Source organism: Streptomyces sp. NBC_00986, assembly GCF_045162565.1.
Taxonomy (GTDB): domain Bacteria; phylum Actinomycetota; class Actinomycetes; order Streptomycetales; family Streptomycetaceae; genus Streptomyces.
Genome location: NZ_CP108733.1, coordinates 8,933,884 through 8,960,082, shown reverse-complemented (window position 1 = coordinate 8,960,082; position 26,199 = coordinate 8,933,884). Strand labels below are relative to the sequence as shown.

Here is a 26,199-nt window from a genome sequence, read left to right as displayed (position 1 = left end):
CGCTCATGGACTCCGTCGAAGAGCAGGGAGGTCAGGGCCCCGGCAGCCGTGGCAACGGCTCCGCACACGGCGCAGTACGACAACAGCGCGAGCCGTTTCCGCTCGGCAGGAATCCCACTGCCCGGCGGCGGTCGTTCACTCTCGGCCCCCATTTGTGCCCCCAGCCTCTCGCGGCTCACGCTGGACGGGTTGCGTCGCCATCGGCTCTGCCCGCTGCCACCGCCGTCACAAACGTGGACCACGCCATACGGGTCACGACCATGTGTTGCTGCGCGTGATTCTTGGAGTCCCGCACCCACACCTCGCCTCCGGGATGGGCGACCTCGACGCACTCTCCGGTCGGATTGGTGTAGCTGCTCTTCTGCCAACGCCACGCGGATGCCCGGTCGGCCACACCGCCTCCCCCATGTCGAGCCTCAACCCCTGTCGCGGCGCACCCGCCCGGTCGATGCAGACTAGTCCCGGACGGCAAAGGCACGACACCTAGTTCCCGGATTGACCGCACCAGGACCGAACCGGACGGGACCCGCCCCGGATGTTCTGTGCCGCTCCCTTGTCGTTGTGTCCAATTCTACGAATTGGACAGGCGCTGCCTAGCCTGAATCCGGACCTAGTGTGGGCATCAGCACACTCCGTCCCCGCAGGTCAACAGCAAGTTGACGGCCCTTCCAACAGCATGGTGGACTGCCGGAGCCATATACGGCGGCAGGAGAGGAAGCCGGTGTGAATCCGGCGCGGTCCCGCCACTGTCACCGGGGTAGACACCCCCGGGAGCCAGGAACTCTCACCGCCGGTCTCGTCGAACCAGGGCGTGGACACCCTGAGTGAGGACATATCGCCATGCTCGGCTGCCGTTCGAGGTCCCGCACCATCCCCGTGTCCGACCCAGCGATCGGCTGACCCGATGCGTGCCGATCGCGTCTTCGCGTACGGCGCCGCCGCCGGCCTCCTCGGCGACCACCTCCTCGGCGATCCCCGCCGCGGGCATCCGGTCGCCGCGTTCGGCCGTGCCGCCGGTGCCGTGGAACAGGTGCTGTGGCGCGACCACCGAGGCTGGGGCGCCCTGCACACCGCCGTGTGCGTCGGTGGCACCATCGCCCTCGCCGCCGCGGCCAGTTCGGCCCTACGACCGTCTCGTACGGCCTCTGCCGCCCTCACCGCCGCCGCCACCTGGGCCGTCGTCGGCGGGACCTCCCTCGCGCGCGAGGCCGGGGTCATCGGGCGCGCGCTGGAGGCCGGGGACATCGACGGTGCGCGGGCACGGCTCCCCCACCTCTGCGGGCGGGACCCGCAGTCCCTCGACGCCGACGGGATCGCCCGTGCCGTCGTCGAGTCCGTCGCCGAGAACACGTCCGACGCGGTCGTCGGCGCCCTGGTCTGGGGCGGCATCGCGGGCGTCCCGGGCCTGCTCGGCTTCCGGGCCGTGAACACGCTCGACGCGATGGTCGGCCACAAGTCGCCCAAGTACCGCCGCTACGGCTGGGCTTCGGCCCGCCTCGACGATGTCGCCGGCTGGCCGGGCGCCCGCCTCACCGCGACCCTCGCGACCGTCGCGGGCGACGACCCGCGCGGAGCGGCACGCGCCTGGCGCACCGACGCCGGCAAACACCCCAGCCCCAACGCCGGCCCCGTCGAGGCCTCCTTCGCGGGAGCCCTCGGCGTACGGCTCGGCGGAACGCTCTCCTACGGCGGCCGGGTCGAGCACCGGCCCGTGCTCAACGGCGACGGACGCCCCGTCGCCGTACCGGACATCGCGCGGGCCGTACGCCTGTCCCGGCGCGTCGGTCTGCTCGCGCTCGGCGTCAGTGTCGCCGGGCGGCTCCTCGTGAAGGGACGGAAGTCATGAGCGGCGGTGGGCTGTTGGTGGCCGGGACCACCTCGGACGCCGGCAAGAGTGTCGTCACCGCCGGGATCTGCCGGTGGCTGGTGCGCCAGGGCGTGAAGGTCGCGCCGTTCAAGGCGCAGAACATGTCCCTGAATTCGTTCGTGACGCGGGAAGGGGCGGAGATCGGGCGGGCCCAGGCCATGCAGGCACAGGCCTGCCGCATCGAGCCGACCGCGCTGATGAACCCCGTCCTCCTCAAGCCGGGCAGCGACCGCAGCAGCCAAGTCGTCCTGATGGGCAAGCCAGTTGGCGAGATGAGTGCCCGCGGCTATCACGGCGGGCGCCAAGAGGCGCTGCTCGGCACGGTGTTGGACTGTCTCGCCGAGTTGCGGGGCACGTATGACGCGGTGATCTGTGAGGGCGCCGGCAGTCCCGCCGAGATCAATCTGCGGCGGACCGACATCGTGAACATGGGCATCGCGCGAAATGCCCAACTGCCCGTGCTCGTCGTCGGCGACATCGACCGCGGGGGCGTCTTCGCCTCCTTCTTCGGAACCGTGGCGCTGCTCAGCCCCGAGGACCAGGCCTTCGTCGCCGGGTTCCTCGTCAACAAGTTCCGGGGCGATGTCTCGCTGCTGGAACCGGGGTTGGAGATGCTCCTCGGCCTCACCGGGCGCCGGACCTACGGCGTGCTGCCGTTCCAGCACGGGCTCGGGATCGACGAGGAGGACGGGCTGCGGATCTCGCTGCGCGGCACCGTGCGCGAGTCGAACACCGCGCCGCCGGTCGGCGAGGACGTGCTGCGGGTCGCCGTCTGCGCGATCCCCCTCATGTCCAACTTCACCGACGTGGACGCTTTGGCCGCCGAACCGGGCGTCGTGGTGCGGTTCGTGGACCGGCCGGAGGAGCTGGCCGACGCGGACCTCGTCGTGATCCCGGGGACCCGGGGCACGGTGAAGGCGCTGGAGTGGCTGCGGGAGCGGGGACTTGCGGACGCCCTCGTGCGCAGGGCGGCCGAGCAACGGCCAACACTCGGGATCTGCGGCGGCTTCCAGATCCTCGGTGAGCACATCGACGACGAGGTCGAGAGCCGGCAGGGGTCGGTCGACGGGCTCGGAGTTCTGCCGCTGCGCGTACGGTTCGCGCGCGAGAAGACCCTCACCCGGCCGGTGGGCGAAGCCCTCGGCGAGCCGGTCGAGGGGTACGAGATCCATCACGGGGTCGCCCAACTCACCGGCGGAGAAGCCTTCTTGGACGGCTGCCGGGTCGGTCAGACCTGGGGCACCCACTGGCACGGCTCGCTGGAGTCGGACGGGTTCCGGCGGGCGTTCCTGCGCGAGGTGGCGGCCGCCGCGGGCCGCCGGTTCGTGCCGGCGCCCGACACCTCGTTCGCCGCGCTGCGCGAGGAGCAGCTGGACCGGCTCGGCGACCTCATCGAACAGCACGCGGACACGGACGCGCTCTGGCGACTCATCGAGTCCGGCGCGCCGCAAGGACTGCCTTTCATTCCACCGGGAGCGCCCGCATGAGCACAGTGTTGTTGTTGTCGACCGCCGACACGGATCTGCTGGCGGCCCGGGCCTCCGGCGCCGGGTACCGGATCGGCAACCCGTCCCGGGTGGACGCGGCGGAGGAACTCCCCGCCCTGATCTCCGGTTCGGACATCGCCGTCGTACGACTGCTCGGCGGCAAGCGTGCCTGGGAGGACGGGCTCGCCGCACTCAAGGCCTCGGGCATCCCGACCGTTCTGCTGGGCGGAGAGACCGTCCCCGACGCCGAGTTGATGGCCGAGTCGTCGGTACCGGCCGGTGTCGTCGCTGAGGCACTGCGCTACCTCGTCGAGGGCGGCCCTGACAACCTCACCGAACTCGCCCGGTTCCTCTCGGACACCGTGCTGCTCACCGGCGAGGGCTTCGAAGAGCCGCAGAAGATGGCCGAGTTCGGCGTCCACGGCGAGCGCGCCCACGTCGAGGGCCGCCCCACGGTCGGCGTGCTCTTCTACCGGGCACACCACCTCTCCGGCAACACCGCCTTCGTGGACACCCTCTGCGAGCAGATCGAGGCGAAGGGCGCCAACGCCCTTGCCGTGTACTGCGGTTCACTGCGCGGCGCCGACTCCGGGCTGTACGAGATCCTCGGCACGGCGGACGCCCTGATCGCCACCGTCCTCGCCTCCGGCGGCACCCACGCCTCCCAGGCCTCGGCGGGCGGCGACGAGGAGGCCTGGGACATCGGCGCCCTCGCCGACCTCAACATCCCTGTGCTGCAAGGACTTTGCCTTACGTCGTCCAAGGCGGCCTGGGACGACTCCGCCGCCGCCCTCTCCCCCATGGACGCGGCGATGCAGGTCGCGATCCCGGAGTTCGACGGCCGCCTCATCACCGTCCCCTTCTCCTTCAAGGAGCAGGGCCCGGACGACGTCCCGGTCTACGTCGCCGACCCCGAGCGGGCCGCGCGGGTCGCCGGAATCGCCGTACGGCACGCGAAGTTGAAGCACAAGCCGAACGCTGAGAAGAAGCTCGCGGTCGTCTTCACCGCCTACCCGACGAAGCACTCGCGGGTCGGCAACGCGGTCGGTCTGGACACGCCCGCTTCTGCGATTCGAGTGCTTGATGCTCTGCGGGACGCCGGGTACGGGGTCGACGAACACCCGGACAACGGTGACGAGTTGATCCACCGGCTCATCAACGCCGGTGGTCACGACGTCGAATGGCTCACCGAGGAGCAACTGGCCGCCGCACCCGCGCGGGTGCCGCTCGCCGACTACCAGGCCTGGTTCGACAAGCTCGAACCGGAGCTCAGGCAGGGCATGTTGGACGCGTGGGGCGAGCCGCCCGGCAACCTCTACGTCGACGGCGACGACATCGTGCTGGCATCCCTCCAGTTCGGAAACGTCGTGGTCATGATCCAGCCCCCGCGCGGCTTCGGCGAGAACCCGATCGCGATCTACCACGACCCCGACATGCCCCCGTCGCACCACTACATGGCCGCGTACCGCTGGCTGGACAACTCGTTCGGCGCCGACGCGATCATCCACATGGGCAAGCACGGCACCATGGAATGGCTGCCCGGCAAGGGACTTGGGCTCAGCAGCGGCTGCGCGCCGGATGCCGTGCTCGGTGAACTCCCCCTGATCTACCCGTTCATCGTCAACGACCCCGGCGAGGGCACCCAGGCCAAGCGGCGCGGGCACGCCACGGTCGTCGACCACCTCGTGCCGCCGATGGCGCGTGCCGACACCTACGGCGACCTGGCCAAGCTGGAGCAACTCCTCGACGAGTACGCCCTCGTGTCCGACCTGGACCCGACGAAGGCGCCGGCCGTGCGCGCGCAGATCTGGACGCTGGTGAAGGCGGCCGAACTGCACCACGACCTGCATGTGGACGACCAGCCGGACGACGCGGCGTTCGACGAGTTCGTGATGCACATCGACGGCTATCTGTGCGAGATCAAGGACGTGCAGATCCGCGACGGGCTGCACATCCTCGGCGGCGGCCCGGTCGGCGAGGCGCGCGTGAACCTCGTGCTGGCCGTGCTGCGCGCCTCGCAGGTGTGGGGCGGGCAGGCGAACGCCCTGCCCGGTCTGCGGGCCGCGCTGGCACAGCACTTCGGCCTGGTCGAGAAGGAGTTGCTGGCCGAGCCGGGTGCGCCGGTGAAGGTGCCCGTGGAGCTGACCGAGCTGGTCGACGGGCCCGCCCGGTCCGCCGCCGACGCGATCGATCTGCTGGAGCAGCTGTGCCGCCGGTTCGCGGAGGGCATGGAGTCCCAGGAGTGGGAGGTCACGGCGGTACCGGCGCTCGTCCATGCCGTCATCGGCACCGAACTCCCGGACGCCGTCGCGGTGTTGGAGTTCGCCTGTGACGAGGTGGTCCCCCGCCTCTCCCGCACCACCGACGAGATCGACCACATCCTGCTCGCCCTGAACGGCGGTTACGTCCCGGCGGGCCCCTCGGGTTCCCCGACCCGTGGCCTGGTCAACGTCCTGCCGACCGGCCGGAACTTCTACTCGGTCGACCCCAAGGCCATTCCGTCCAGGCTGAGTTGGGAGGTCGGGCAGGCGCTGGCCGACTCGCTCGTGCAGCGCTACCTCCAGGACAACGGCGAGTTCCCCACGTCCGTCGGCCTCACGGTGTGGGGTACGTCGGCGATGCGCACCCAGGGTGACGACATCGCCGAGATCCTCGCGCTGCTGGGCTGCCGTCCCGTCTGGGACGACGCCTCGCGCCGGGTGACCGGCTTCGAGATCGTGCCCGTCACGGAGTTGGGCCGGCCGCGCATCGACGTCACGGTGCGCATCTCCGGCTTCTTCCGGGACGCCTTCCCGCACGTCGTCGGACTGATCGACGACGCGGTGCGGGCAGTGGCCGAGTTGGAGGAGCCGCCGGAGTCCAACTACGTCCGCAAGCACGCCGACGAGGACACCGCCGAGCACGGCGACCGACGCCGGGCCACGGCCCGCATCTTCGGCTCCAAGCCGGGCGCGTACGGGGCGGGGCTGCTGCCGCTGATCGACGCGCGCAACTGGCGCAGCGACGCGGACCTCGCCGAGGTGTACGCCGTGTGGGGTGGTTACGCGTACGGGCGCGGCCTGGACGGACGGCAGGCCCGCGGGGACATGGAGACGGCGTTCAAGCGCATTGCCGTAGCGGCCAAGAACGTTGACACCCGCGAGCACGATCTAGTCGACGCGGACGACTACTTCCAGTACCACGGCGGCATGGTCGCCATGGTCCGTCACCTGACCGGCACCTCCCCCGAGGCGTACGTCGGCGACTCCGCCACCCCGGACCAGGTGAAGACCCGCACGCTGGGCGAGGAGACGCACCGGGTCTTCCGCGCCCGCGTGGTCAACCCCCGCTGGATGGCGGCGATGCGGCGCCACGGCTACAAGGGCGCCTTCGAGATGGCGGCGACCGTCGACTACCTCTTCGGGTACGACGCGACGGCCGGGGTCGTCGACGACTGGATGTACGAGAAGCTCAGCGCGGAGTACGTCTTCGACCCGGAGAACCGGGACTTCATGAAGAAGTCCAACCCGTGGGCGCTGCGCGGCATCACCGAGCGGCTGCTCGAAGCGGCCGAGCGCGGACTGTGGGCCGAGCCGGACGCGGACACGCTGGAACGACTGCGGGCCACCTACCTGGAGCTCGAAGGCGACCTGGAGGGTGACGACCAGTGACAACTCCCTTTCCGTTCACGGCCCTTGTCGGCCAGGACGATCTGCGGCTCGCGCTGCTGCTGAACGCCGTGTCGCCGGCGGTCGGCGGTGTGCTGGTGCGCGGCGAGAAGGGCACCGCCAAGTCGACGGCCGTGCGCGCGCTCTCGGCGCTGCTGCCGGAGGTCGCCGTCGTCTCCGGCTGCCGCTTCTCCTGCGACCCCGCCGCGCCCGACCCGGCCTGCCCGGACGGACCGCACGAGACCGGGCCCGGGGCCCAACGCCCCGCCCGTATGGTCGAGTTGCCGGTCGGCGCCTCAGAGGACCGGCTCGTCGGCGCGCTCGACATCGAGCGGGCGCTCTCCGAAGGCGTCAAGGCCTTCGAGCCCGGCCTGCTGGCCGACGCCCACCGGGGCATCCTCTACGTCGACGAGGTCAACCTCCTCCACGACCACCTGGTGGACCTGCTGTTGGACGCCGCCGCGATGGGCGCGTCGTACGTCGAACGCGAAGGCGTCTCCGTCCGGCACGCCGCCCGCTTCCTGCTCGTCGGCACCATGAACCCCGAAGAGGGCGAACTGCGCCCGCAGTTGCTCGACCGCTTCGGCCTGACCGTCGAGGTCGCGGCCTCGCGGGAGCCCGACCAGCGGGTCGAGGTGGTCCGGCGCAGGCTCGCCTACGACGACGATCCCGCCGGGTTCACCGTGCGCTGGGCGGACGAGGAGTCCGCCGTACGCCAACGGATCGTGGCCGCGCGGGAGTTGTTGCCGTCGGTGCGGCTCGGGGACGGCGCGCTGCGGCAGATCGCGGCTACCTGTGCGGCGTTCGAGGTGGACGGTATGCGGGCCGACATCGTGATGGCCCGTACGGCGACCGCGCTGGCCGCGTGGGCTGGGCGGACGGACGTACTCGCCGAGGACGTACGGCAGGCCGCGTTGCTCGCGCTGCCGCACCGCAGGCGGCGAAATCCCTTCGACGCGCCGGGACTTGACGAGAACAAGCTCGACGAGACGTTGGAGGAGTTCGCGGAGCAGGAGCAGGAGCCCGACGACGATCCGGATCCGGACGGCGGTCCCGACGGGTCCGGTGGGGGTGGCGGGCAGCCGCCCGAGTCGGATTCCGACGGGCCTCAGGACGGGGACGCCGGGGCGCAGCCCGAGGCCGGCGATGGCGGGGAGCCGCAGCCTTCGGGTCCGGGCTCGGGTGAGCAGCAGCCCGTACGGGCCTCCGAGCCCTTCCGTACCAAGGTGTTGAGCGTGCCGGGGATCGGTGAGGGTGCCGCCGGGCGGCGTTCGCGGGCGCGGACCGAGCACGGGCGGACCACCGGGGCCAAGCGGCCCCAAGGGGCGCTCACCAAGCTGCACTTGGCGGCGACCATCCAGGCGGCCGCTCCGCATCAGCTCGCGCGTGGGCGGTCCGGGCGTGGGCTGGTCGTGCGCCGGGACGATCTGCGGCAGGCGACGCGGGAGGGGCGTGAGGGCAACCTCGTGCTGTTCGTCGTGGACGCGTCCGGGTCGATGGCGGCACGGCAGCGGATGAGTGCGGTGAAGGGGGCTGTGCTGTCGTTGCTGCTCGACGCGTATCAACGGCGGGACAAGGTGGGGCTCGTGACCTTCCGCGGGTCCGCCGCCGATGTCGCCCTGCCGCCGACCTCTTCCGTGGACGCCGCCGCCGTACGGCTGGAGTCGTTGCCGACGGGTGGGCGGACGCCGCTCGCGGCCGGGCTGCTCAAGGCGCATGACGTGCTGCGGGTGGAGCGGTTGCGGGATCCGGCCCGTCGGGCGTTGGTCGTCCTGGTGACCGACGGGCGGGCCACCGGTGGGCCCGAGCCGGTCGCGCTCGCCGGGCGGGCGGCGCGGTTGTTCGCCGCCGACGGGGTCGCCTCCGTGGTCGTGGACTGCGAGACCGGGCCCGTACGGCTGGGGTTGGCCGGGCAGTTGGCCGGTGAGCTGGAGGGTACGGCGGTGACGCTGGACGAGTTGCGGGCGGACTCGATCGCCGGGCTCGTGAAGGACGTACAGAGGAGGGCCGCGTAATGCCGCAGGGACAGCCAAGTGTCGTACCGGACGACGGATTGACGACTCGTCAGCGGCGGAACCGGCCGTTGGTGATCGTGCACACGGGCGTGGGCAAGGGCAAGTCCACCGCCGCCTTCGGGCTCGCTCTGCGCGCCTGGAACCAGGGGTGGCCGATCGGGGTGTTCCAGTTCGTCAAGTCGGCGAAGTGGAAGGTCGGGGAGGAGAACGCCCTTCGGGTGCTGGGTGCTTCCGGTGAGGGCGGGTCCGTCGACTGGCACAAGATGGGCGAGGGGTGGTCGTGGGTTCAGCGCGACTCCCAGATGGACAACGAGGAGAAGGCGCGCGAGGGCTGGGAGCAGGTCAAGCGGGATCTCGCCGCCGAGACGTACCAGCTGTACGTGCTCGACGAGTTCGCGTACCCGATGCACTGGGGCTGGGTCGACACGGATGAGGTGATCTCCGTGTTGCGGGACCGTCCGGGGACGCAGCACGTGATCATCACGGGGCGGAACGCGCCCGAGAAGCTGGTCGGATTCGCCGACCTCGTCACCGACATGTCCAAGGTCAAGCACCCGATGGACATGGGGCAGAAGGGCCAGCGGGGTATCGAGTGGTGAAGCCGTCGTGACTTCCTTGTCCTCCTCCGTCCCTCGGTTGGTCATTGCCGCGCCGTCTTCCGGCAGTGGCAAGACCACCGTTGCCACGGGGTTGATGGCCGCGTTCGCCTCGCGGGGGCTTGCCGTGTCTCCGCACAAGGTCGGGCCGGACTACATCGATCCCGGGTATCACGCGCTCGCCACCGGGCGGGTGGGGCGGAACCTCGACGCGTACCTGTGCGGGCCGGAGTTGGTCGGGCCGCTCTTCGCGCATGGCGCTCGCGGGTGTGATCTCGCTGTTGTCGAGGGTGTGATGGGGATGTACGACGGGGCCGCCGGGGAAGGGGAGTTGGCGTCCACGGCGCATGTGGCGAAGTTGCTGCGGGCGCCGGTGGTTCTTGTCGTCGACGCGTCTTCGCAGTCCCGGTCTGTCGCGGCCTTGGTGCATGGGTTTGCTTCCTGGGACCCGGAGGTTCGGGTCGGGGGTGTGATCCTGAACAAGGTCGCGTCCGATCGGCATGAGGCCTTGTTGCGGGAGGCGTTGGACTCGGCGGGTGTGCCTGTGCTGGGGGTGTTGCGGCGGGCTCCTCAGGTGGATACGCCTTCTCGGCATCTGGGGTTGGTGCCGGTTGCTGAGCGGCAGTCGGCTGCGGTGGAGGCCGTTGCGGCCATGGGGGCGCAGGTGTCCGCCGGCTGTGATCTTGAGGGGTTGCTGGCGCTGGCGCGGAGTGCCGGTGCGTTGGCTTGTGCGGGGTGGGATGCGGCTGAGGCTTTGGCTTCTTCGCCCCCGCCGCCCCTACCCGTCCCATCGCTGGGGGCTGCGCCCCCAGACCCCCGCTTCGGCCCTGAAGGGGCCTCGTCCTCAAACGCCGGACGGGCTGAGAATGCCGGCCTGCACTCAAAAGCCCCCGGAGTGCCTGACCAACTGAAAATCGCCGTCGCCGGTGGTCCCGCCTTCACCTTCTCCTACGCCGAGCACGCCGAACTGCTCACCGCCGCCGGTGCCGAAGTCGTCGTGTTCGACCCCCTCCGCGATGAACAACTCCCGGACGGGACACGCGGGTTGGTCATCGGGGGTGGGTTCCCGGAGGTGTACGCCGCGGAGTTGTCGGCCAACGAACCGTTGCGCAAGGCAGTCGGGGCCCTCGCGGAGACCGGCGCTCCCGTCGCCGCCGAATGTGCCGGACTGCTGTATCTGTGCCGGGAGTTGGACGGGATGCCCATGTGCGGGGTGCTCGATGCCACCGCGCGGATGAGCGAACGGCTGACCCTGGGGTATCGGGACGCAGTCGCGTTGAGCGACAGTGTGCTGGCCGTGGCCGGGACGCGGATGCGGGGGCACGAGTTTCATCGGACCGTCGTCGAGCCCGGCTCGGGGGCGGCTCCCGCCTGGGGGGTTCGCGCCCCTGAACGGCGGGTCGAAGGTTTCGTACAACAGGGTGTGCACGCCAGTTATCTGCACACGCACTGGGCGGCCGAGCCCGGTGTGGCCCGTCGGTTCGTGGAGAGGTGCCGGACGTCATGAGCAGCAGCAGGTTGATCGGAGTCGGGGTGGGTCCCGGCGATCCGGAGCTGGTGACCGTCAAGGGTGTCAACGCTCTGCGGGCCGCCGATGTCGTGGTCGTGCCGGTCATGGACAGCGGTGAGCGGGGGCGGGCCGAGGCCACCGTTCTGCATTACGTGCCTGAGGAGAAGGTGCTGCGGGTCGTGTTCGCGCTCAACGAGCGGACCGACCGGGCCCGGCGCGAGGCCGCCTGGGATGCCGCGGGGGCGAAGGTCGCCGAGTTGCTCGGCGCGCATCGCGTCGTCGCGTTCGCCACCATCGGGGACCCGAACGTCTACTCCACCTTCACCTATCTCGCCCTGACCATCGGGGAGTTGGTGCCGGGGACCGTCGTCGAGACCGTGCCCGGGATCACCGCCATGCAGGATCTCGCCGCGCGGTCCGGGGCCGTACTCACCGAAGGGACCGAGCCGTTGACGCTCGTGCCCGTGACCGCCGGGTCGGGTGTGCTGAAGGATGCGCTGGCGGGGCCGGGGACGGTCGTGGCGTACAAGTTCGGGCGGCAGGCGGCGGAGGTCGCCGAGGCGCTGCGGGAGACCGGGCGGATCGGGGACGCGGTGTGGGGGTCGGCGCTCGGGCTGCCCGAGGAGTCGATCCGGCCCGCCGCCGAACTGGACGGGGAGCCGTTGCCCTATCTGTCCACGCTCATCGCACCCGCGCGGCGCGAGGGCGGGCGGGGCGGGAAATTGTGACCGGCCGTAGATGCCGTGGATCAGGCCGCGAGGCCTACCACCAGCCAGATGAACGCCGCCCCGGCGACCGTGCACAGCAGGGTCGCGGGCGCGGGGTGTTCGTGGTGGGCCTCGGGGAGGATCTCGGCGGCGGCGAGGTAGAGGAGCACGCCTCCGAAGAAGCCGAGATAGCCGCCGAGCAGGGCCTCCGGGATGGTGAGGAAGGCCGTCGAGGCGGCTCCCGCCACCGGGGCCGCCGCGTCCGCGACCAGCATCGCGATCGCCTTGCGGCGGGCGTTGCCGTACAGGCTCGTGATCGTGTACGTGTTGAAGCCGTCCGCGAAGTCGTGGGCGATGACCGCGAGCGCGACCGCCGTGCCCATGCCACCGCCCACCTGGAAGGCGGCGCCGATCGCGACCCCGTCCATGAAGCTGTGGCCGACCATCGCGGAGGCCGCCGTGAGGCCCACCTCGGGCGCGCGGCCGTTGTTCTCCTCGGCTCCGTGCGAGGCCTGGCGGGCGGCGAGCAGACGTTCGACCAGATGGGCCACGAGGAAGCCGGCCACGAAGAGCAGCAGGGCGGCCGGTACGCCGAAGACCTCGCGGCCCGCCGCGTGCAGCGCCTCCGGCAGCAGGTCGAGGCCGACCACGCCCAGCATCAGGCCGCCGGCCAGGCCCAGGACGAGATGGCGGCGGTCGGTCACCCGCTGTGCCGTCCAGCCGCCGGCCAGCGTCATCAGGAACGCGCCGAGCGCGACGAAGACCGCCATAGTCCCCTTGCTATCCGATCAACCCCTGTTCGCGCACATCCTGGCCCACTCCGCCCCCATTCGTATTGACGTTCCCCACGTCTCCCGCGTCTCCCCCCTTCCGTATGTCCCGCATGTTGCGTTTGAGAGGATCCGACCCCATGGCCGATGCCGATACCGATGCCGCTGCCCCCACCGGCAAGGTGACCTTCGTCGGTGCCGGTCCCGGCGCCGCCGACCTGCTGACGTTCCGTGCCGCGCGCGCCATCGCCGAGGCCGACGTCGTGATCTGGGCGGCCAGCCTGGTGCAGGCCGAGGTCCTCGACCACGCGCGCGTGGGCGCCGAGATCCTGGACTCGGCGACGATGTCCCTGGAGGACGTCGTCGCCGTCTACGAGCGGGCCGCTGCGGAAGGGCTGCGCGTCGCGCGTATCCACTCCGGTGATCCCGCTCTGTGGGGCGGTACTCAGGAGCAGGTCGACCGATGTGCCGCGATCGGCATCGAGACCGAGATCGTCCCGGGTGTCTCGGCGTTCTCCGCCGTCGCCGCCCTCGCGCAGCGCGAGCTGACGATCCCCGAGGTCGCGCAGTCCGTCGTCCTCACCCGGCTCGGCGGCGGCAAGACACCGATGCCGCCCGGCGAGGAGGTGCGGGAGTTCGCGCGCCACGGCACGACCATGGCGATCTTCCTGTCGGCCGCCCGCAGTGGGCAGTTGGTGCGGGAGCTGCTGGAGGGCGGCTATCCGACGGAGACGCCCGTCGTCGTCGCCTACCAGGCGACCTGGCCCGAGGAACTGATCGTGAGGTGCACGATCGCCACGCTCGAGGAGACGGTCAAGGAGCACAAGCTCTGGAAACACACCCTCTTCCTGGTCGGCCCGGCCCTCGACGCCCACGGCACCCGCTCGCACCTCTACCACCCGGGCCATTTCCACGGCTACCGCAAGGCCGACCCGGAGGCCCGCCGGGCCCTGCGCTCGCGGGGTGCGAGCACGTGATCACCGTCATCGGGACGGGGACGGGGACGGCGGTCGCGGAGGATGTGCTCGCCGGCGCCCGGCTCGTCGTCGGCGGTCAGCGCCATCTCGCCGCCGTCACCGTCCCTGAGGACGCCGAACAGATCGTCCTCGGTCCGCTCGCGCCCGCCCTCGACACCATCCAGGCCTACGTCGAGAAGGGCGAGCCGGTCGTCGTGCTGGCCTCGGGGGACCCCGGGTTCTTCGGGATCGTACGGGCGCTGGCGGAACGGTTCACCAGCGACGCCCTCGACGTACGCCCTGGTGTCTCCTCGGTGGCCACCGCCTTCGCGCGCGCCGGTCTGACCTGGGACGACGCGGTCGTCGTCAGTGCCCACGGACGTGACCTTCGTACGGCCGTCAACGCGTGCCGCGCTCATCCCAAGGTCGCCGTGCTGACCGGGCCGGGAGCCGGACCAGCCGAGCTGGGGGCCGCGCTCACCCACCGGACCGGCGGGCGCGTCCTCGTCGTCGCGTCAGCGCTGGGCTCCGGGGAGGAGCAGGTGGAGCGGGTCACGCCCGCCGAGGCGGCCGCCCGGGACTGGGGTACGGCGGTGAGTGTGGTGCTGTGTCTGGACGAGTCGCGGGTGCCGGGTGCCGTGCGGACGGTCGCCGGGGCCGCCGTCGGACCGGCCCAATGGGCGCTGGACGAGCGGGAGTTCGAGCACCGGGACTCGATGATCACCAAGTTCGAGGTACGGGCGCTGGCGCTGGCCCGGCTCGGGCCCCGGCTCGGCGACCTGGTCTGGGACGTCGGCTCGGGCTCCGGGTCCGTGGCCGTCGAGTGCGCGCGGTTCGGCGCCGCTGTCACCGCCGTCGAGAAGACCCGGGACGGTGTCGAGCGGATCCGCGCCAACGCCGAGGCGCACGGCGTCGACGTGCACACCGTGCACGGGGCGGCGCCGACCGTGCTGTCCGACCTCGACGATCCCGACGCCGTGTTCGTCGGCGGGGGCGGGCGCGAACTGCCCGCCATCGTCACCGCGTGCGCACGGCGGGCCCGGCGGACCGTGGTCGTCGCAATGGCCGCGCTGGACCGGGTACCGGCCGTGCGGGAGGCTCTCTCCGCGGCCGGACTCGCGGTCGACGGAGTGCTGTTGCAGTCGTCCCGGCTGGCACCGCTGCCGGGTGATGTGACCCGGCTCGCGGCGACCAATCCTGTTTTTCTGTTGTGGGGCGTCCGACCCCCGGCATCTGCTGAAGGAGTTGCACAGTGATCGGCCTCATTTCCGCCACCTCGGCGGGGGCGACGGCGCGTAACCGGCTGGCCGCCGCGTGGCCGGACCGTACGCGCGTGTACGAGGGTCCCGTCGGGGACGCCGTCCGGGCCGCGTTCGCGGAGTGCGAGCAGCTCGTGTGTTTCCTCGCCACCGGAGCCGTCGTACGGCTGATCGCCCCGCTGTTGGGCGACAAGCGGACCGACCCGGGGGTCGTGTGCGTCGACGAGGGCGGGCGGTACGCCGTGTCGCTGGTGGGCGGACACGGCGGCGGGGCCAATGAACTCGCCGTGGAGGTGGGTGAGTTGCTCGCCGCGCAGCCTGTGGTGACCACGGCCACGGACGCGGTGGGCGTGCCCGGTCTCGACACGCTCGGCTTCCCAGTGGAGGGCGATGTCGCCGGAGTCACGCGAGCCCTCCTGGACGGTGAACCGGTCGCGCTGGACGCCGAGTTGGCGTGGCCGCTGCCGCCGTTGAAGGTGTCGTCCCATGGCGCCTACGTCATTCGCGTCACCGACCGCGCCGTCGAACCCGGCGAGCGGGAGGTCGTCCTGCGACCGCCGTCCCTCGTCGTCGGGGTCGGCACGTCCAGGGGTGCGCCGGTGGACGAGGTGCTCGGGCTCATCGAGAGCGCGGTGCGTGACGCGGGGCTGTCCCTCGCGTCCCTCGCCCGACTCGCCACCGTGGACGCCAAGTCGGACGAGCCCGGCATCGTCGAGGCGGCCGAGCGGCTCGGTGTGCCGCTGGTGACCTACTCCGCCGAGGAGTTGGCCGCCGTGGACGTGCCCAACCCCTCCGACGCACCCCTGGCCGCCGTGGGCACACCGTCCGTGGCGGAGGCCGCCGCGCTCGTCGGCGGGGGCGAACTCCTCGTCCCCAAGCGGAAGTCGGAGCGTGCCGACGGGCAACCGGCGATGGCGACCTGTGCTGTTGTACGGCGGGTCGCGCGCGGGCGGCTCGCGGTGGTCGGGCTCGGGCCCGGCGCCCGGGATCTGCTCACCCCGCGTGCCAAGGCCGAACTCCGGCGCGCCGCCGTGCTGGTGGGGCTCGACCAGTACGTCGACCAGATCCGCGATCTGCTGCGGCCCGGGACCGTGGTCCTGGAGTCGGGGCTCGGCGCCGAGGAGGAGCGGGCCCGTACCGCCGTCGCCGAGGCGCGCAAGGGACAGGCCGTCGCGCTGATCGGCAGCGGGGACGCCGGGGTGTACGCGATGGCCTCGCCCGCGCTCGCTGAGGCGTCCGACGACATCGACGTGGTCGGAGTCCCGGGCGTGACCGCAGCGTTGGCCGCCTCGGCGATCCTCGGGGCGCCGCTCGGCCACGACCACGTGTCCATCAGCCTCTCCGATCTGCACACGCCGTGGGAGGTCATCGAGCGGCGGGTACGGGCGGCGGCCGAGGCGGACATCGTGGTGACGTTCTACAACCCCCGTAGCCGGGGCCGGGATTGGCAGCTCCCGAAGGCCCTCGCGATCCTCGCCGAGCACCGGGAGCCGACGACGCCGGTCGGTGTCGTACGGAACGCGTCGCGGCCCGACGAGTCCAGCCGACTGACGACACTGGCCGCGCTGGATCCGGCGTGGGTCGACATGATGACGGTGGTGACCGTGGGCAACACGGCCACCCGGGACATCGCGGGGCGCATGGTGACACCGCGCGGGTACCGCTGGCAGGCATCGCAGACCTCACAGGAGGGCGCCCAGTGAACGGCGTTGACCGTGTGATCCATCCGATCGAGGTGGAGTCCTACCGGCGGATGCGGGCCCGGCTGGACACCTCGCACCTCCCGCCGCTGACCCGTGCGGTCGTGGAGCGGGTCGTCCACTCCGCGGCCGATCTGGAGTACGCGTCCGATCTCGTCCTGGACGAGGGCGAGTTGGCGAAGGCGCATGCCGCACTGCATACCGGGGCGCCCGTGGTCGTGGATGTACAGATGGTCGCGGCCGGGATCACCCGGCGCGAGACCGTGTGCCGGCTCCGGGACGCCAAGTCCGGTCCGGGGATGACCCGTTCGGCCCATGCGATCCGGCTCGCGTACGAGGAAGTCGGGCCCGGTGCCCTCTGGGTGATCGGCAACGCGCCGACCGCTCTGGAGGAGCTGCTGAAGCTGGATGCCTCCCCCGCGCTCGTCATCGGGCTGCCCGTCGGGTTCGTCGGCGCGGTCGAGTCCAAGGCCGCGTTGCGCGAGAGCGGGCTGCCCGCCGTGAGCAACGTGTCCGAGAAGGGCGGTTCGGCGGTGGCCTCGGCCGCGCTCAACGCCTTGCTGTATCAACCTGTTTCACCTATCGAGGAGAAATCGTGACCACCCCGCCGCCCGCCCTGCTCATCGCCGGACACGGCACCCGGGACGAGGCCGGAGCCGAGGCGTTCCGGTCCTTCGTACGGGAGTTGGGCCGCCGTCACCCCGAACTGCCCGTCGCGGGCGGGTTCATCGAGCTGTCGCCGCCGCCGTTGGGCGACGCGGTGACCGAGCTGGTGGAGCGGGGGGTGCGCCGGTTCGCCGCCGTACCGCTGATGCTGGTGTCCGCCGGGCACGCCAAAGGGGACATCCCGGCGGCGCTGGCCCGGGAGAAGGAGCGGCACGAGGGCATCTCGTACACGTACGGGCGTCCGCTGGGCCCGCATCCCTCGCTGCTGAAGGTGCTGGAACGGCGGCTCGACGAGGCGCTCGGCGAGTCGGCGCGGACGCCCGCCGACCGGGCCGACGTGACCGTATTGCTCGTGGGGCGCGGGTCGACGGACCCGGACGCCAACGCCGAGGTGCACAAGGCGGCGCGGCTGCTGTGGGAGGGGCGCGGATACGCGGGCGTGGAACCGGCGTTCGTGTCGCTCGCGGCGCCGGACGTGCCGAGCGGCCTGGACCGGTGCGTGAAGCTGGGCGCCCGGCGGATCGTCGTCCTGCCGTACTTCCTCTTCACCGGCATCCTGCCGGAGCGGGTGCGGCAGCAGACGGAGGGCTGGGCGGCGGCGCACCCCGAGATCAACGTACTGTCCGCCGAAGTCATCGGCCCGGAGCCGGAGTTGCTGGACCTGGTGATGGAACGGTACCGGGAGGCGGTCAAGGGCGATCTGCGCATGAACTGCGACTCGTGCGTCTACCGCATCGCGCTGCCCGGCTTCGAGGACAAGGTGGGGCAGCCGCAGCAGCCGCACTTCCACCCGGACGACGACGGTCACGACCACGACGGTCACGACCACGGGCACCACCATCACGGTGGGCACGCCCATGCACACTGACAGAGCCCACGATCCGACGGACAGAGCTCACGATCTCCGTCATCACGGTGACGTCGAAGTCCGGGACGACGGCGCCCAGTTGATCGATCTCGCGGTGAACGTCCGCGCGGACACGCCCCCGGCCTGGCTGCGGGAGCGGATAGCCGGTTCGCTCACCGGTCTCGCCGCCTACCCGGACGGGCGGGCGGCCCGGGCGGCGGTCGCGGCGCGGCACGGGCTGCCGGTGGAACGGGTGCTGCTGACCGCGGGTGCCGCCGAGGCCTTCGTGCTGCTCGCCCGCGCCCTGAAGGTCCGTCAGCCGGTGGTCGTGCACCCGCAGTTCACGGAGCCGGAGGCGGCGTTGCGGGACGCGGGGCACTCGGTGGGGCGGGTGCTGTTGCGGGAGGCGGACGGTTTCCGGCTGGATGCGGGGGCGGTGCGGGCGGTGCCCGAGGACGCGGACCTGGTGCTGATCGGCAACCCGACGAACCCGACGTCCGTCCTGCACCCCGCTGCGGTGATCGCCCAACTCGCCCGCCCCGGGCGGACGTTGGTGGTCGACGAGGCGTTCATGGACGCGGTGCCGGGTGAACGGGAGTCGCTGGCGGGCCGGACGGACATCCCCGGCCTGGTGGTGTTGCGCAGCCTCACCAAGACGTGGGGACTGGCAGGGCTGCGGATCGGCTACGTCCTTGCCGCCCCCGAGACGATCGCGGAACTGGAGCGGGCGCAGCCGTTGTGGCCGGTGTCCACGCCGGCGCTCGCCGCGGCGGAGGCCTGCATGGAGTCGCAGGCCCTCGCCGAGGCCGCCCACGCCGCCCACCGGGTCACCGCCGACCGTGCCCATCTCGTCGCCGGGCTGGCCGAGTTCGCCCCCGACGGACTCCGGGTCATGGAACCCGCCGAGGGGCCGTTCGTCCTCGTCCGCGTCCCGAATGCGGTGGCTGTACGCCGGCACCTGCGCGACCTGGGCTTCGCCGTACGCCGTGGGGACACGTTCCCGGGGTTGGACGAGGAGTGGCTGCGCCTCGCGGTGCGGGACCGGGCGACAGTGAACCGGTTCTTGCAGGCGCTGGACCAGGCGGTGACGTTGGCTGGGCGGTGAGGTCGGCTTTTGCCCACCCACCCGCCCGACTCGGCGGGCTGGAAGGTCACCCTCAAAACCTTTCCCACCCGCCCGTCTCGGTCGGCTGGAAGGTCACCCTCAAAACCCCTTCCCGCCCACCCGCCCGACTCGGTGAGCTGGGAGGTCACCGTCCAAAACTCTCCCGCCCGCCCACCCACCCGTCTCGGTCGGCTGGAAGGTCACCGTCCAGGCCCTGCCCGCCCGGCTCGGTCAACCCAAGAGGTCAGCCTCCGAGCCCTTCCCGCCCACCCGACCGTTTGCTGTCCCTTCAACGTGAGCCTTTAAAACGCCCGAGACGGGTGGGTGGGTGGGAAAGCAGTTCCTCAGCCCCGACGCCGGCGCGTCATCATCACCGCTCCTCCACCCGTCGCCAGCAACACCACCGCCCCGCCCGCGATGTACGGCGTCACGGAACTGCCCCCCGTCTCGGCCAACCCCGCCTCCGCAGGCGCCCCTTGGGGCTTCACATCCGGCGCCGGCTTGGAAGAGGGCGGAGTGACGGCGGCAACCTTGGGCGCCTGACAGGTCGCCTGCGCCAACGTCACCGTCCCCTCGACGTCGGCGACGTTCAGCTTCAACGGGTTGACGGAGACCTTGAGTTCGAGCGCGGTCGCGGCGGCCGTACGGGACGTGGTCGACGTCTTGGACAGATCGAGGCTGACCGACCCGACCCCCGGCACCTGAACATCCGTAGGACCACTGGCGGTCACGGTGACCCGCTTGCCGAGCACCGTCACCGCCCCCGGCAGATGCGACGTGGCGACGGGCGCCTTCCCCGCCTCGCACGTCGCCTTCGAGGTGACCGCGTCGACCTCGATGAGCGAGAGCAGCGGCAGCCCGGGAACATGGAGCCGCGCATGGGCGAGGTTCGTATACCCCTCGGCCTTCGTCGCGGACACCGTCGCCTTCGCCGTGGCGACATCCGCGCCGAGCACACTGAAGGGCTGACCGCCGTTCACCCCGTCCAACTGGGCGGTGAGCGCGGTCTTTTCGGCACTCTGCGGCGCCCGGACCTCGTTGAGGGAGACCGCGAGCGGAACGTCCACGGTCTTGTTGAGCAGGGACACGTCGAGCCCGGTGCGGAGCACGACGGCGCTCGCGCGACCCTGGTCGGTGGTCGCGTGGGCGGACCCCGCGCCGGCCAGCGCCACGGGACCGGCGGCGAGGGCGGTCGCCGTGGCCACGGTGGCCCAACGGCGTGCGGGCATGCGGAAGTTGGTGCCGTTCAAGGTGTGGGACCCCCAGAAGAGACATGCTTGGGACCCGGTAAGAATTACCCACGAAGGGTGAACCGTCAGCGATCCCGCGTCACTTCACCCCATCGTGGGTTTTCCGTGAACGTATTCGAATCGCCTGGCGACTATTCGACCACCAGCCCGTTCAGCACCACCCGCCGCGGCGACGCCAGCACGCGCACATCGGCGCGCGGGTCCGCCTCGTAGACGACGAAGTCCGCCGGCGCGCCCTCCTCGAGCCCCGGCCGCCCGAGCCACCCCCGCGCACCCCACGCGGTCGCCGACAGCGCCTCCACGGCGGGGATGCCGGCGGTGACGAGTTCCGCGACCTCGGCCGCCACCAGACCGTGGGCCAGGGAGCCCCCGGCGTCCGTGCCGACGTAGACCGGCACGCCGGCGTCGTAGGCGGCGCGGACGGTGTCGTAGCGCCGCTCGTACAGTCGCCGCATGTGGGCCGACCAGCGCGGGAACCTGGTGTCGCCCCCCTCCGCGAGCTTCGGGAAGGTCGCGATGTTCACGAGGGTCGGGACGATCGCGACGCCGCGCGAGGCGAACAGCGGGACGAGGTCCTCGGTGAGGCCGGTCGCGTGCTCGATGCAGTCGATGCCCGCCTCGACCAGGTCGCGCAGCGCGTCCTCCGCGAAGCAGTGCGCGGTGACGCGTGCGCCGAGCCGGTGGGCCTCGGCGATGGCCGCCTCCACCGCTTCGCGCGGCCAGCAGGCCGACAGGTCGCCTAGGTCGCGGTCGATCCAGTCGCCGACCAACTTGACCCAGCCGTCGCCGCGTTGGGCTTCCTGGGCGACGTAGGCGACGAGTTCGTCGGGTTCGATCTCGTGGGCGAAGTTGCGGATGTAGCGGCGGGTGCGGGCGATGTGCCGGCCCGCGCGGATGATCTTCGGGAGGTCTTCGCGGTCGTCGATCCAGCGGGTGTCCGAGGGTGAGCCGGCGTCGCGGAGCAGGAGGGTGCCGGCGTCGCGGTCGGTGACGGCCTGTGTCTCGGCGGTCTCGGCGTCTACGGGGCCGTGGGTACCGAGGCCCACGTGGCAGTGGGCGTCGACCAGGCCGGGTAGGGCCCAGCCGTCGACCGTGCGGATGTCGCGTCCGAGGGTTGGACGGTCGTAGGAGATGCGGCCGTCGATGACCCAGAGTTCGTCGCAGATGTCCTCGGGGCCCACCAGGACCCGGCCCCTCATGTGCAGCACCGGTAGATCGCTCATGGGACGCACGATAGTTCGTCGGGTACGGGTCCGTTGTGGCTGGTCGCGACCACGCGGCGGAGCCGCATATCGACACAGCCCCGCGCCCCTTAAGTGGCGCTGTCGTCGTCCTGTACCTCAGCCATCGCGGGGTCCAGTAGGCGAGACAAGAAGTGGCGGGTACGTTCGTGTCTGGGGTTCGCGATGACCTGGGCCGGAGTGCCGGCCTCGATGATCACGCCCGCGTCCATGAACACGACCCGGTCGGCCACCTCACGCGCGAACGTCATCTCGTGGGTGACGACCATCATCGTCATGCCCTCGTTCGCGAGCATCCGCATCACCGCCAGCACGTCCCCCACCAGCTCGGGGTCGAGTGCCGAGGTCGGTTCGTCGAAGAGCATCACCTCGGGGTCCATCGCCAACGCCCGGGCGATCGCGACGCGTTGCTGCTGGCCGCCGGAGAGGGACGCGGGGTAGGCGGCAGCCTTCTCCGACAGGCCTACGCGGCGCAGGTTCTCGGCGGCGACCTTGGCCGACTCTGCCTTGTCTCGGCGCAGAACCCGGCGTTGCGGGAGGGTGAGGTTCTCGGTCACGGTCAGGTGCGGGAAGAGGTTGAACTGCTGGAAGACCATGCCGATACGGCGGCGTACGGCGTCGATGTCGACATCGGGGTCGGTGATCTCGGTGCCGCCGACGAACACCCTTCCCTGGGTGGGTTCTTCGAGCAGGTTCACGCAGCGCAGGAGGGTCGACTTGCCGGAGCCGGAAGGGCCGATGACGCAGACGACCTCGCCCTGGCCGATCTCCAGGTCGATGCCGCGCAGCACCTCGTTGGTGCCGAACGACTTGTGCAGGCCGCGGACTTGGATCTCCGGGGCGCCCGTGACGGGACTGCCGTTCACCGGACCGCCTCCCCCGTCTTCGTCTCCATCCGACGGACCACGAAGCTCAGCGGGATCGTGACGAGGAGATAGCACAGGCCCGCCACCAGGATCGGCGTGGAGTTGGCCGTCGTACTGGCCAAGTCCCTGCCGTATTTGGAGAGTTCGCGTTCCTCCAGGGTGACGCCCAGGAACAGGACCAGGGAGGAGTCCTTGAAGAGGAGGACGAGTTCGTTGGTCAGCGGCGGGAGGATGATCCGGAACGCCTGCGGGACGATGATCGACACCATGGCCCGCGCCTGCGAGAAACCGAGCGAACGGGCCGCCTCCAACTGCCCTTTGGGCACCGCCTGGATGCCCGCGCGGATCGTCTCCGCCATGTACGCGGCCGACACCAGGCCGAGCGCGAGGGCGACCTTGCCGTACGTGCCGCCGACGATCTCCGTGCCCGGGAAGGCGAGCGGTACGGCGACGCCCACGAAGATGAAGATCAGCAGCGCGGGCAGGCCGCGGAAGATCTCGATGTAGATCCCGGCGAGCCAGCGGTAGGGACCCACGGACGACAGCCGCATCAGCGCGACGACCATGCCGAGGACGAGCCCGAACACGAAGCCGGACAGGGTGTAGAGCACGGTGTTCTTCAACGCCAGCGTGATGACGTCCGGGAACATCTGCTTGGCGATGCTCCACTGCGCGAACTGGTTCTTCAGGCGGCCCCAGTCGGCGGTGACCGCGAAGGCGATCACGGCGGCGGCGAAGACGGCGTACTGCAGGCCTTGGGACAGCCTGCGCCGCTGCCGTCTGCTCAACCCCTGTCTCCTGGGCTGGAGTTGGGGGTCCGCGGTGTCGCCGGTCATGAGGCCGACGGGGAGGCGGCCGAGGCGTCGTAGGGGCCGATCCACTTCTCGTACAGCTTCTTGTACGTGCCGTCGGCCTTCGCGTCCTTGATGGCCTTGTTGATGGCGGCGAGGAGTTTCGTGTTGCCCTTCTTGACCGTGAAGCCGTACTGCTCACCGGTGTTGAGGTTGTCGACGACCTTGAACGCGTCGGCGTTGGCCTTGGTCTTCAACCAGCCCTGGACGACCGGGTAGTCGATGATGACGGCCTGGACCTGGCCGGTGCGCAGGCCGTTGAGGACGGCGTCGGAGGACTCGAAGGAGACGGGGTCGAAGCCCTTGCTCTTGGCGTAGTCCTCGCCGGTGGTCTGCGCCTGGGCGCCGAGCTTCTTGCCCTTGGTCTTCACGTCGGCGAGGGAGGTGATCCCGCTCTTCTTGTCGACGAGGACGGCCTGGGTGGCGTCGAAGTACGGGTCGGAGAAGTCGACGTTCTTCTTGCGCTCGGCGGTGATGGTCATGCCGGCGGCGGCCAGGTCGCACTCGTCGGCGTTGAGGAAGGCGCCGGTCTTGAAGTTCTCGAAGGGGGTGTCGAGGATCGTCTGCTTCACGCCGAGGTCCTTGGCGACCAGGTCGATGAGGGAGACGTCGAAGCCCTGCACCTTGCCGTCGATCTCGGACTGGAAGGGCGGGTACGGGAGGTGGGTGCAGGTGGTGAGCCGGCCTGCCTTGACGAGTTCGACGCCACCGGCGGCGGTCTTCGAGCCGCTGCCGCCGCTGTCGCTCGACGTGCAGCCGGCCACGAGGACGAGTGCGGCGCTCGCGGTGGTGGCGGCCAGGGTGCGGGCCCGGCGGCCGAGGAGCGTGTTCACGGAGGCCTCCTGTGACGGAACTATGGGTTCCGATTATTCGGAGGGGTTCGGCGGGCCGCTCACCCGGACCGGTGACCAGGGGGCCGTCCGGGCTAAGAAGTCGCCGGTCGGAGGGGCACGGAGGGCGGTCGGGAGTGCCGGTTACCCTCGTTCCCACCGACTCCCGCGAGTGAAAGAGCACCGCCGTGACGCACCCCTTCCTCGACCTGGCTCCGCTGAGCGCCGCGCACTTCGCCTCGATCGAGGACCGGGTGGCCCGTCTGCTCGGTACCGAGCAGGATGTCGTGATCATGCAGGGCGAGGCGTTGCTGCCGCTGGAGGGTGCGATCCGTTCCACGGCGGGGCCGGGCACGCTCGCGCTGAACGTCATCACCGGCCCCTACGGGCAGACCTTCGGGAACTGGCTGCGTGACTGCGGCGCCGAGGTGATCGATCTCGCCGTCCCGTTCCACACGGCGGTGACCGCCGACCAGATCCGGGAGGCCTTCGCCGAGCACCCCGGGATCGACTTCGTGTCCCTCGTCCACGCGGAGGCCGCGACCGGCAACACCAACCCGGTCGCGGAGATCGGCGAGATCGTGCGCGCGCACGGCGCGATCTTCTACCTCGACGCGGTGGCCTCCATCGGCGCGGAGCCGGTGCTGCCGCAGGCGTGGGGTGTCGACCTGTGCGTGATCGGCGCGCAGAAGGCGATGGGCGGTCCGGCTGGGGTTTCGGCGGTGTCGGTGAGCGCACGGGCATGGGCCCGTATGACGGCCAACCCCGCGGCCCCGCGCCGCTCGTACCTCTCCCTCCTCGACTGGAAGGACCGCTGGACCGACGCCGGCCGCAGGGCGCTGCCGCACGCACCGGCCCAGTTGGAGATGCTGGCGCTGGAGGCGTGCGTGGAGCGCATCGAGGCGGAGGGTCTGGCCACGGTGATGCAGCGCCATGCGAGCGCTGCGGCGGCGACGCGGGCGGGTGCGGTCGCCTTGGGCGGCGGGCTCGAACCGTACGTCCACGATGCGGCGGAGGCCGCGCCGGTCGCTACGACGCTCAGGACTCCGTCGGGTGTGGTGGCCTCGGAGCTGGTGGCGAGGGCCCTGTCCTCGGACCCGGCGTTGCCGCTGGCCGCGGGCGGGGGCGCTCTGGCGAAGGAGATGATCCGGGTCAACCACTACGGGGTGGATGCGACGGTGGGGGCCGTACAGGGTTCCTTGGCAGCGCTGGGCGCGGCGCTGGCCGAGCAGGGGGTGTCGGTGGACCTTGAGGGGGCGCGGTCCGCCGTAGAGAACGCGTGGCGGTAGTCGTGAGCCGAGGTGGGCACTGGGGGCTCCGCCCCCAGACCCCCGATCGGCCCTGAAGGGGCCTCGTCCTCAAACGCCGGACGGGCTGAGTTGTGCCGGCCCGTATTGGAAGGCGGCGGACGGGCCGGATTGTGCCGGCCTGCGCTGGAAAGGCGCCGAATCCGATCCAACGGGCACCGGCGCGGACCCCCCGTGCCATGCTCCCCCGCATGACCACCGACACACCCCAGACCCTCCCCGACGGCCGCCCCATCCCCGCCATGACCGGCGCCGAACGCCCCATGCTCGAGAGCTGGCTCGGTTTTCATCGCGCGACGCTGGAGTCGAAGTGCGCCGGACTGGATGACACTCAGGTGCGGCTCGCCGCGGCCGCGCCCTCCTCGTTGACGTTACTCGGACTGGTCCAGCACCTCGCCGAGGTCGAACGGAACTGGTTCCAGCGGGTGTTCGGGCTCGATGTGCCGACGGTGTACGGCAGCGAGGACGGGTACGCCCTCGATCCCGGGCGCGGGATGGACGAGGCGCTCGCCGTGTGGCGGCGGGAGATCGCGCGGGGGCAGGAGCACTGTGCCGGACTGTCGCTCGACGGTCGCGGGCGGATCCCGGACGGGCCGATGGCCGGGGTCGAGGTCAGTCTGCGGTGGGTGCTGATTCATCTGGTCGAGGAGTACGCGCGGCACAACGGTCACGCCGACATCCTCCGGGAAAGCATCGACGGCGTCACCGGCGCCTAATTAAGA

The 26,199-nt window shown here is 71.1% G+C and carries 22 protein-coding genes and 1 riboswitch; of the genes, 15 read left to right on the top strand and 7 right to left on the bottom strand.

Annotated elements, in window-relative coordinates:
• Nucleotides 1-175: 175 nt before the first annotated feature.
• Nucleotides 176-394, bottom strand: a complete 219-nt coding sequence (locus OG504_RS40220; RefSeq protein WP_405994196.1) for a DUF397 domain-containing protein — start codon at nucleotides 392-394, stop codon at nucleotides 176-178.
• A gap of 268 nt (nucleotides 395-662) precedes the next feature.
• Nucleotides 663-805: riboswitch (cobalamin riboswitch) on the top strand.
• A gap of 99 nt (nucleotides 806-904) precedes the next feature.
• On the opposite strand from OG504_RS40220, the gene OG504_RS40215 reads away from it, so the two are divergent.
• Genes OG504_RS40215 through cobI form a run of 7 tightly spaced genes read left to right on the top strand, consistent with a single transcriptional unit; the run spans nucleotide 905 to nucleotide 11,850 of the window.
• Nucleotides 905-1,846 carry a cobalamin biosynthesis protein gene (locus OG504_RS40215; protein ID WP_405994195.1) on the top strand — a complete coding sequence of 314 codons (942 nt, stop codon included), beginning with the start codon at nucleotides 905-907 and terminating at the stop codon, nucleotides 1,844-1,846.
• Complete coding sequence (locus OG504_RS40210) at nucleotides 1,843-3,354, top strand: cobyric acid synthase (protein ID WP_405994194.1); 1,512 nt, start codon at nucleotides 1,843-1,845, stop codon at nucleotides 3,352-3,354. The genes OG504_RS40215 and OG504_RS40210 overlap by 4 nt, the downstream gene beginning before the upstream one ends.
• Entirely contained in the window at nucleotides 3,351-7,004 is a 3,654-nt protein-coding gene (gene cobN / locus OG504_RS40205; protein ID WP_405994193.1) for a cobaltochelatase subunit CobN, read from the top strand. The genes OG504_RS40210 and cobN overlap by 4 nt, the downstream gene beginning before the upstream one ends.
• Entirely contained in the window at nucleotides 7,001-9,016 is a 2,016-nt protein-coding gene (locus OG504_RS40200) for a putative cobaltochelatase (RefSeq protein WP_405994192.1), read from the top strand. Before cobN ends, OG504_RS40200 begins: the two co-directional genes overlap by 4 nt.
• Nucleotides 9,016-9,615: a cob(I)yrinic acid a,c-diamide adenosyltransferase gene (gene cobO / locus OG504_RS40195; protein ID WP_405994191.1), complete on the top strand. Its 600-nt coding sequence runs from the start codon at nucleotides 9,016-9,018 to the stop codon at nucleotides 9,613-9,615. Before OG504_RS40200 ends, cobO begins: the two co-directional genes overlap by 1 nt.
• A 7-nt stretch (nucleotides 9,616-9,622) precedes the next feature.
• Nucleotides 9,623-11,119, top strand: coding sequence for a cobyrinate a,c-diamide synthase (locus OG504_RS40190; RefSeq protein WP_405994190.1), 1,497 nt, complete (start codon nucleotides 9,623-9,625; stop codon nucleotides 11,117-11,119).
• Nucleotides 11,104-11,850: a precorrin-2 C(20)-methyltransferase gene (gene cobI, locus OG504_RS40185; RefSeq protein WP_405994189.1), complete on the top strand. Its 747-nt coding sequence runs from the start codon at nucleotides 11,104-11,106 to the stop codon at nucleotides 11,848-11,850. Before OG504_RS40190 ends, cobI begins: the two co-directional genes overlap by 16 nt.
• A gap of 20 nt (nucleotides 11,851-11,870) precedes the next feature.
• Here cobI and OG504_RS40180 read toward each other — a convergent pair whose 3' ends face one another.
• Nucleotides 11,871-12,599 (bottom strand): ZIP family metal transporter, encoded by a 729-nt coding sequence (locus OG504_RS40180; protein ID WP_327405031.1) that lies wholly within the window; start codon nucleotides 12,597-12,599, stop codon nucleotides 11,871-11,873.
• Between the two features lie 140 nt (nucleotides 12,600-12,739).
• On the opposite strand from OG504_RS40180, the gene cobM reads away from it, so the two are divergent.
• Genes cobM through cobC form a run of 6 tightly spaced genes read left to right on the top strand, consistent with a single transcriptional unit; the run spans nucleotide 12,740 to nucleotide 19,132 of the window.
• Nucleotides 12,740-13,576, top strand: a complete 837-nt coding sequence (gene cobM, locus OG504_RS40175; protein WP_405994188.1) for a precorrin-4 C(11)-methyltransferase — start codon at nucleotides 12,740-12,742, stop codon at nucleotides 13,574-13,576.
• The gene (cbiE, locus tag OG504_RS40170) at nucleotides 13,573-14,811 is read left to right on the top strand and encodes a precorrin-6y C5,15-methyltransferase (decarboxylating) subunit CbiE (protein WP_405994187.1); all 1,239 of its coding nucleotides are present in this window, start codon (nucleotides 13,573-13,575) and stop codon (nucleotides 14,809-14,811) included. Before cobM ends, cbiE begins: the two co-directional genes overlap by 4 nt.
• Complete coding sequence (gene cobJ, locus OG504_RS40165; protein ID WP_405994186.1) at nucleotides 14,808-16,517, top strand: precorrin-3B C(17)-methyltransferase; 1,710 nt, start codon at nucleotides 14,808-14,810, stop codon at nucleotides 16,515-16,517. Before cbiE ends, cobJ begins: the two co-directional genes overlap by 4 nt.
• Nucleotides 16,514-17,113 carry a precorrin-8X methylmutase gene (locus OG504_RS40160; protein ID WP_405994185.1) on the top strand — a complete coding sequence of 200 codons (600 nt, stop codon included), beginning with the start codon at nucleotides 16,514-16,516 and terminating at the stop codon, nucleotides 17,111-17,113. Before cobJ ends, OG504_RS40160 begins: the two co-directional genes overlap by 4 nt.
• Nucleotides 17,110-18,048, top strand: coding sequence for a sirohydrochlorin chelatase (locus tag OG504_RS40155; protein WP_405994184.1), 939 nt, complete (start codon nucleotides 17,110-17,112; stop codon nucleotides 18,046-18,048). The genes OG504_RS40160 and OG504_RS40155 overlap by 4 nt, the downstream gene beginning before the upstream one ends.
• Complete coding sequence (cobC, locus tag OG504_RS40150; protein ID WP_405994183.1) at nucleotides 18,038-19,132, top strand: Rv2231c family pyridoxal phosphate-dependent protein CobC; 1,095 nt, start codon at nucleotides 18,038-18,040, stop codon at nucleotides 19,130-19,132. Before OG504_RS40155 ends, cobC begins: the two co-directional genes overlap by 11 nt.
• Before the next feature lie 344 nt (nucleotides 19,133-19,476).
• Here cobC and OG504_RS40145 read toward each other — a convergent pair whose 3' ends face one another.
• From OG504_RS40145 to OG504_RS40125, 5 genes are all read right to left on the bottom strand, one after another.
• Nucleotides 19,477-20,382 carry an SCO1860 family LAETG-anchored protein gene (locus tag OG504_RS40145; RefSeq protein WP_405994182.1) on the bottom strand — a complete coding sequence of 302 codons (906 nt, stop codon included), beginning with the start codon at nucleotides 20,380-20,382 and terminating at the stop codon, nucleotides 19,477-19,479.
• Between the two features lie 131 nt (nucleotides 20,383-20,513).
• The gene (locus OG504_RS40140) at nucleotides 20,514-21,605 is read right to left on the bottom strand and encodes an amidohydrolase family protein (RefSeq protein ID WP_405994181.1); all 1,092 of its coding nucleotides are present in this window, start codon (nucleotides 21,603-21,605) and stop codon (nucleotides 20,514-20,516) included.
• 89 nt (nucleotides 21,606-21,694) lie between these two features.
• A complete protein-coding gene (locus OG504_RS40135; protein ID WP_405994180.1) occupies nucleotides 21,695-22,489 on the bottom strand; it encodes an amino acid ABC transporter ATP-binding protein in 795 nt (264 codons plus the stop codon).
• Nucleotides 22,486-23,325: an amino acid ABC transporter permease gene (locus OG504_RS40130; RefSeq protein ID WP_405994179.1), complete on the bottom strand. Its 840-nt coding sequence runs from the start codon at nucleotides 23,323-23,325 to the stop codon at nucleotides 22,486-22,488. The genes OG504_RS40135 and OG504_RS40130 overlap by 4 nt, the downstream gene beginning before the upstream one ends.
• The gene (locus OG504_RS40125; protein ID WP_405838714.1) at nucleotides 23,322-24,173 is read right to left on the bottom strand and encodes a transporter substrate-binding domain-containing protein; all 852 of its coding nucleotides are present in this window, start codon (nucleotides 24,171-24,173) and stop codon (nucleotides 23,322-23,324) included. The genes OG504_RS40130 and OG504_RS40125 overlap by 4 nt, the downstream gene beginning before the upstream one ends.
• Nucleotides 24,174-24,358: 185 nt before the next feature.
• Here OG504_RS40125 and OG504_RS40120 point away from each other — a divergent pair, with 185 nt between their 5' ends.
• Nucleotides 24,359-25,459, top strand: a complete 1,101-nt coding sequence (locus tag OG504_RS40120) for a pyridoxal-phosphate-dependent aminotransferase family protein (RefSeq protein WP_405994178.1) — start codon at nucleotides 24,359-24,361, stop codon at nucleotides 25,457-25,459.
• Nucleotides 25,460-25,668: 209 nt separating this feature from the next.
• A complete protein-coding gene (locus OG504_RS40115; protein ID WP_405994177.1) occupies nucleotides 25,669-26,193 on the top strand; it encodes a DinB family protein in 525 nt (174 codons plus the stop codon).
• The last annotated feature ends 6 nt before the right edge of the window (nucleotides 26,194-26,199 follow it).

Excerpts from the sequence above, each read along its gene's own strand:
- OG504_RS40215 (WP_405994195.1), top strand. The coding sequence starts at position 905 with ATGCGTGCCGATCGCGTCTTCGCGTACGGCGCCGCCGCCGGCCTCCTC.
- OG504_RS40210 (WP_405994194.1), top strand. The coding sequence starts at position 1,843 with ATGAGCGGCGGTGGGCTGTTGGTGGCCGGGACCACCTCGGACGCCGGC.
- cobN (WP_405994193.1), top strand. The coding sequence starts at position 3,351 with ATGAGCACAGTGTTGTTGTTGTCGACCGCCGACACGGATCTGCTGGCG.
- cobO (WP_405994191.1), top strand. The coding sequence starts at position 9,016 with ATGCCGCAGGGACAGCCAAGTGTCGTACCGGACGACGGATTGACGACT.
- OG504_RS40180 (WP_327405031.1), bottom strand. The coding sequence starts at position 12,599 with ATGGCGGTCTTCGTCGCGCTCGGCGCGTTCCTGATGACGCTGGCCGGC.
- cobM (WP_405994188.1), top strand. The coding sequence starts at position 12,740 with ATGGCCGATGCCGATACCGATGCCGCTGCCCCCACCGGCAAGGTGACC.
- cobC (WP_405994183.1), top strand. The coding sequence starts at position 18,038 with ATGCACACTGACAGAGCCCACGATCCGACGGACAGAGCTCACGATCTC.
- OG504_RS40140 (WP_405994181.1), bottom strand. The coding sequence starts at position 21,605 with ATGAGCGATCTACCGGTGCTGCACATGAGGGGCCGGGTCCTGGTGGGC.
- OG504_RS40130 (WP_405994179.1), bottom strand. The coding sequence starts at position 23,325 with ATGACCGGCGACACCGCGGACCCCCAACTCCAGCCCAGGAGACAGGGG.
- OG504_RS40115 (WP_405994177.1), top strand. The coding sequence starts at position 25,669 with ATGACCACCGACACACCCCAGACCCTCCCCGACGGCCGCCCCATCCCC.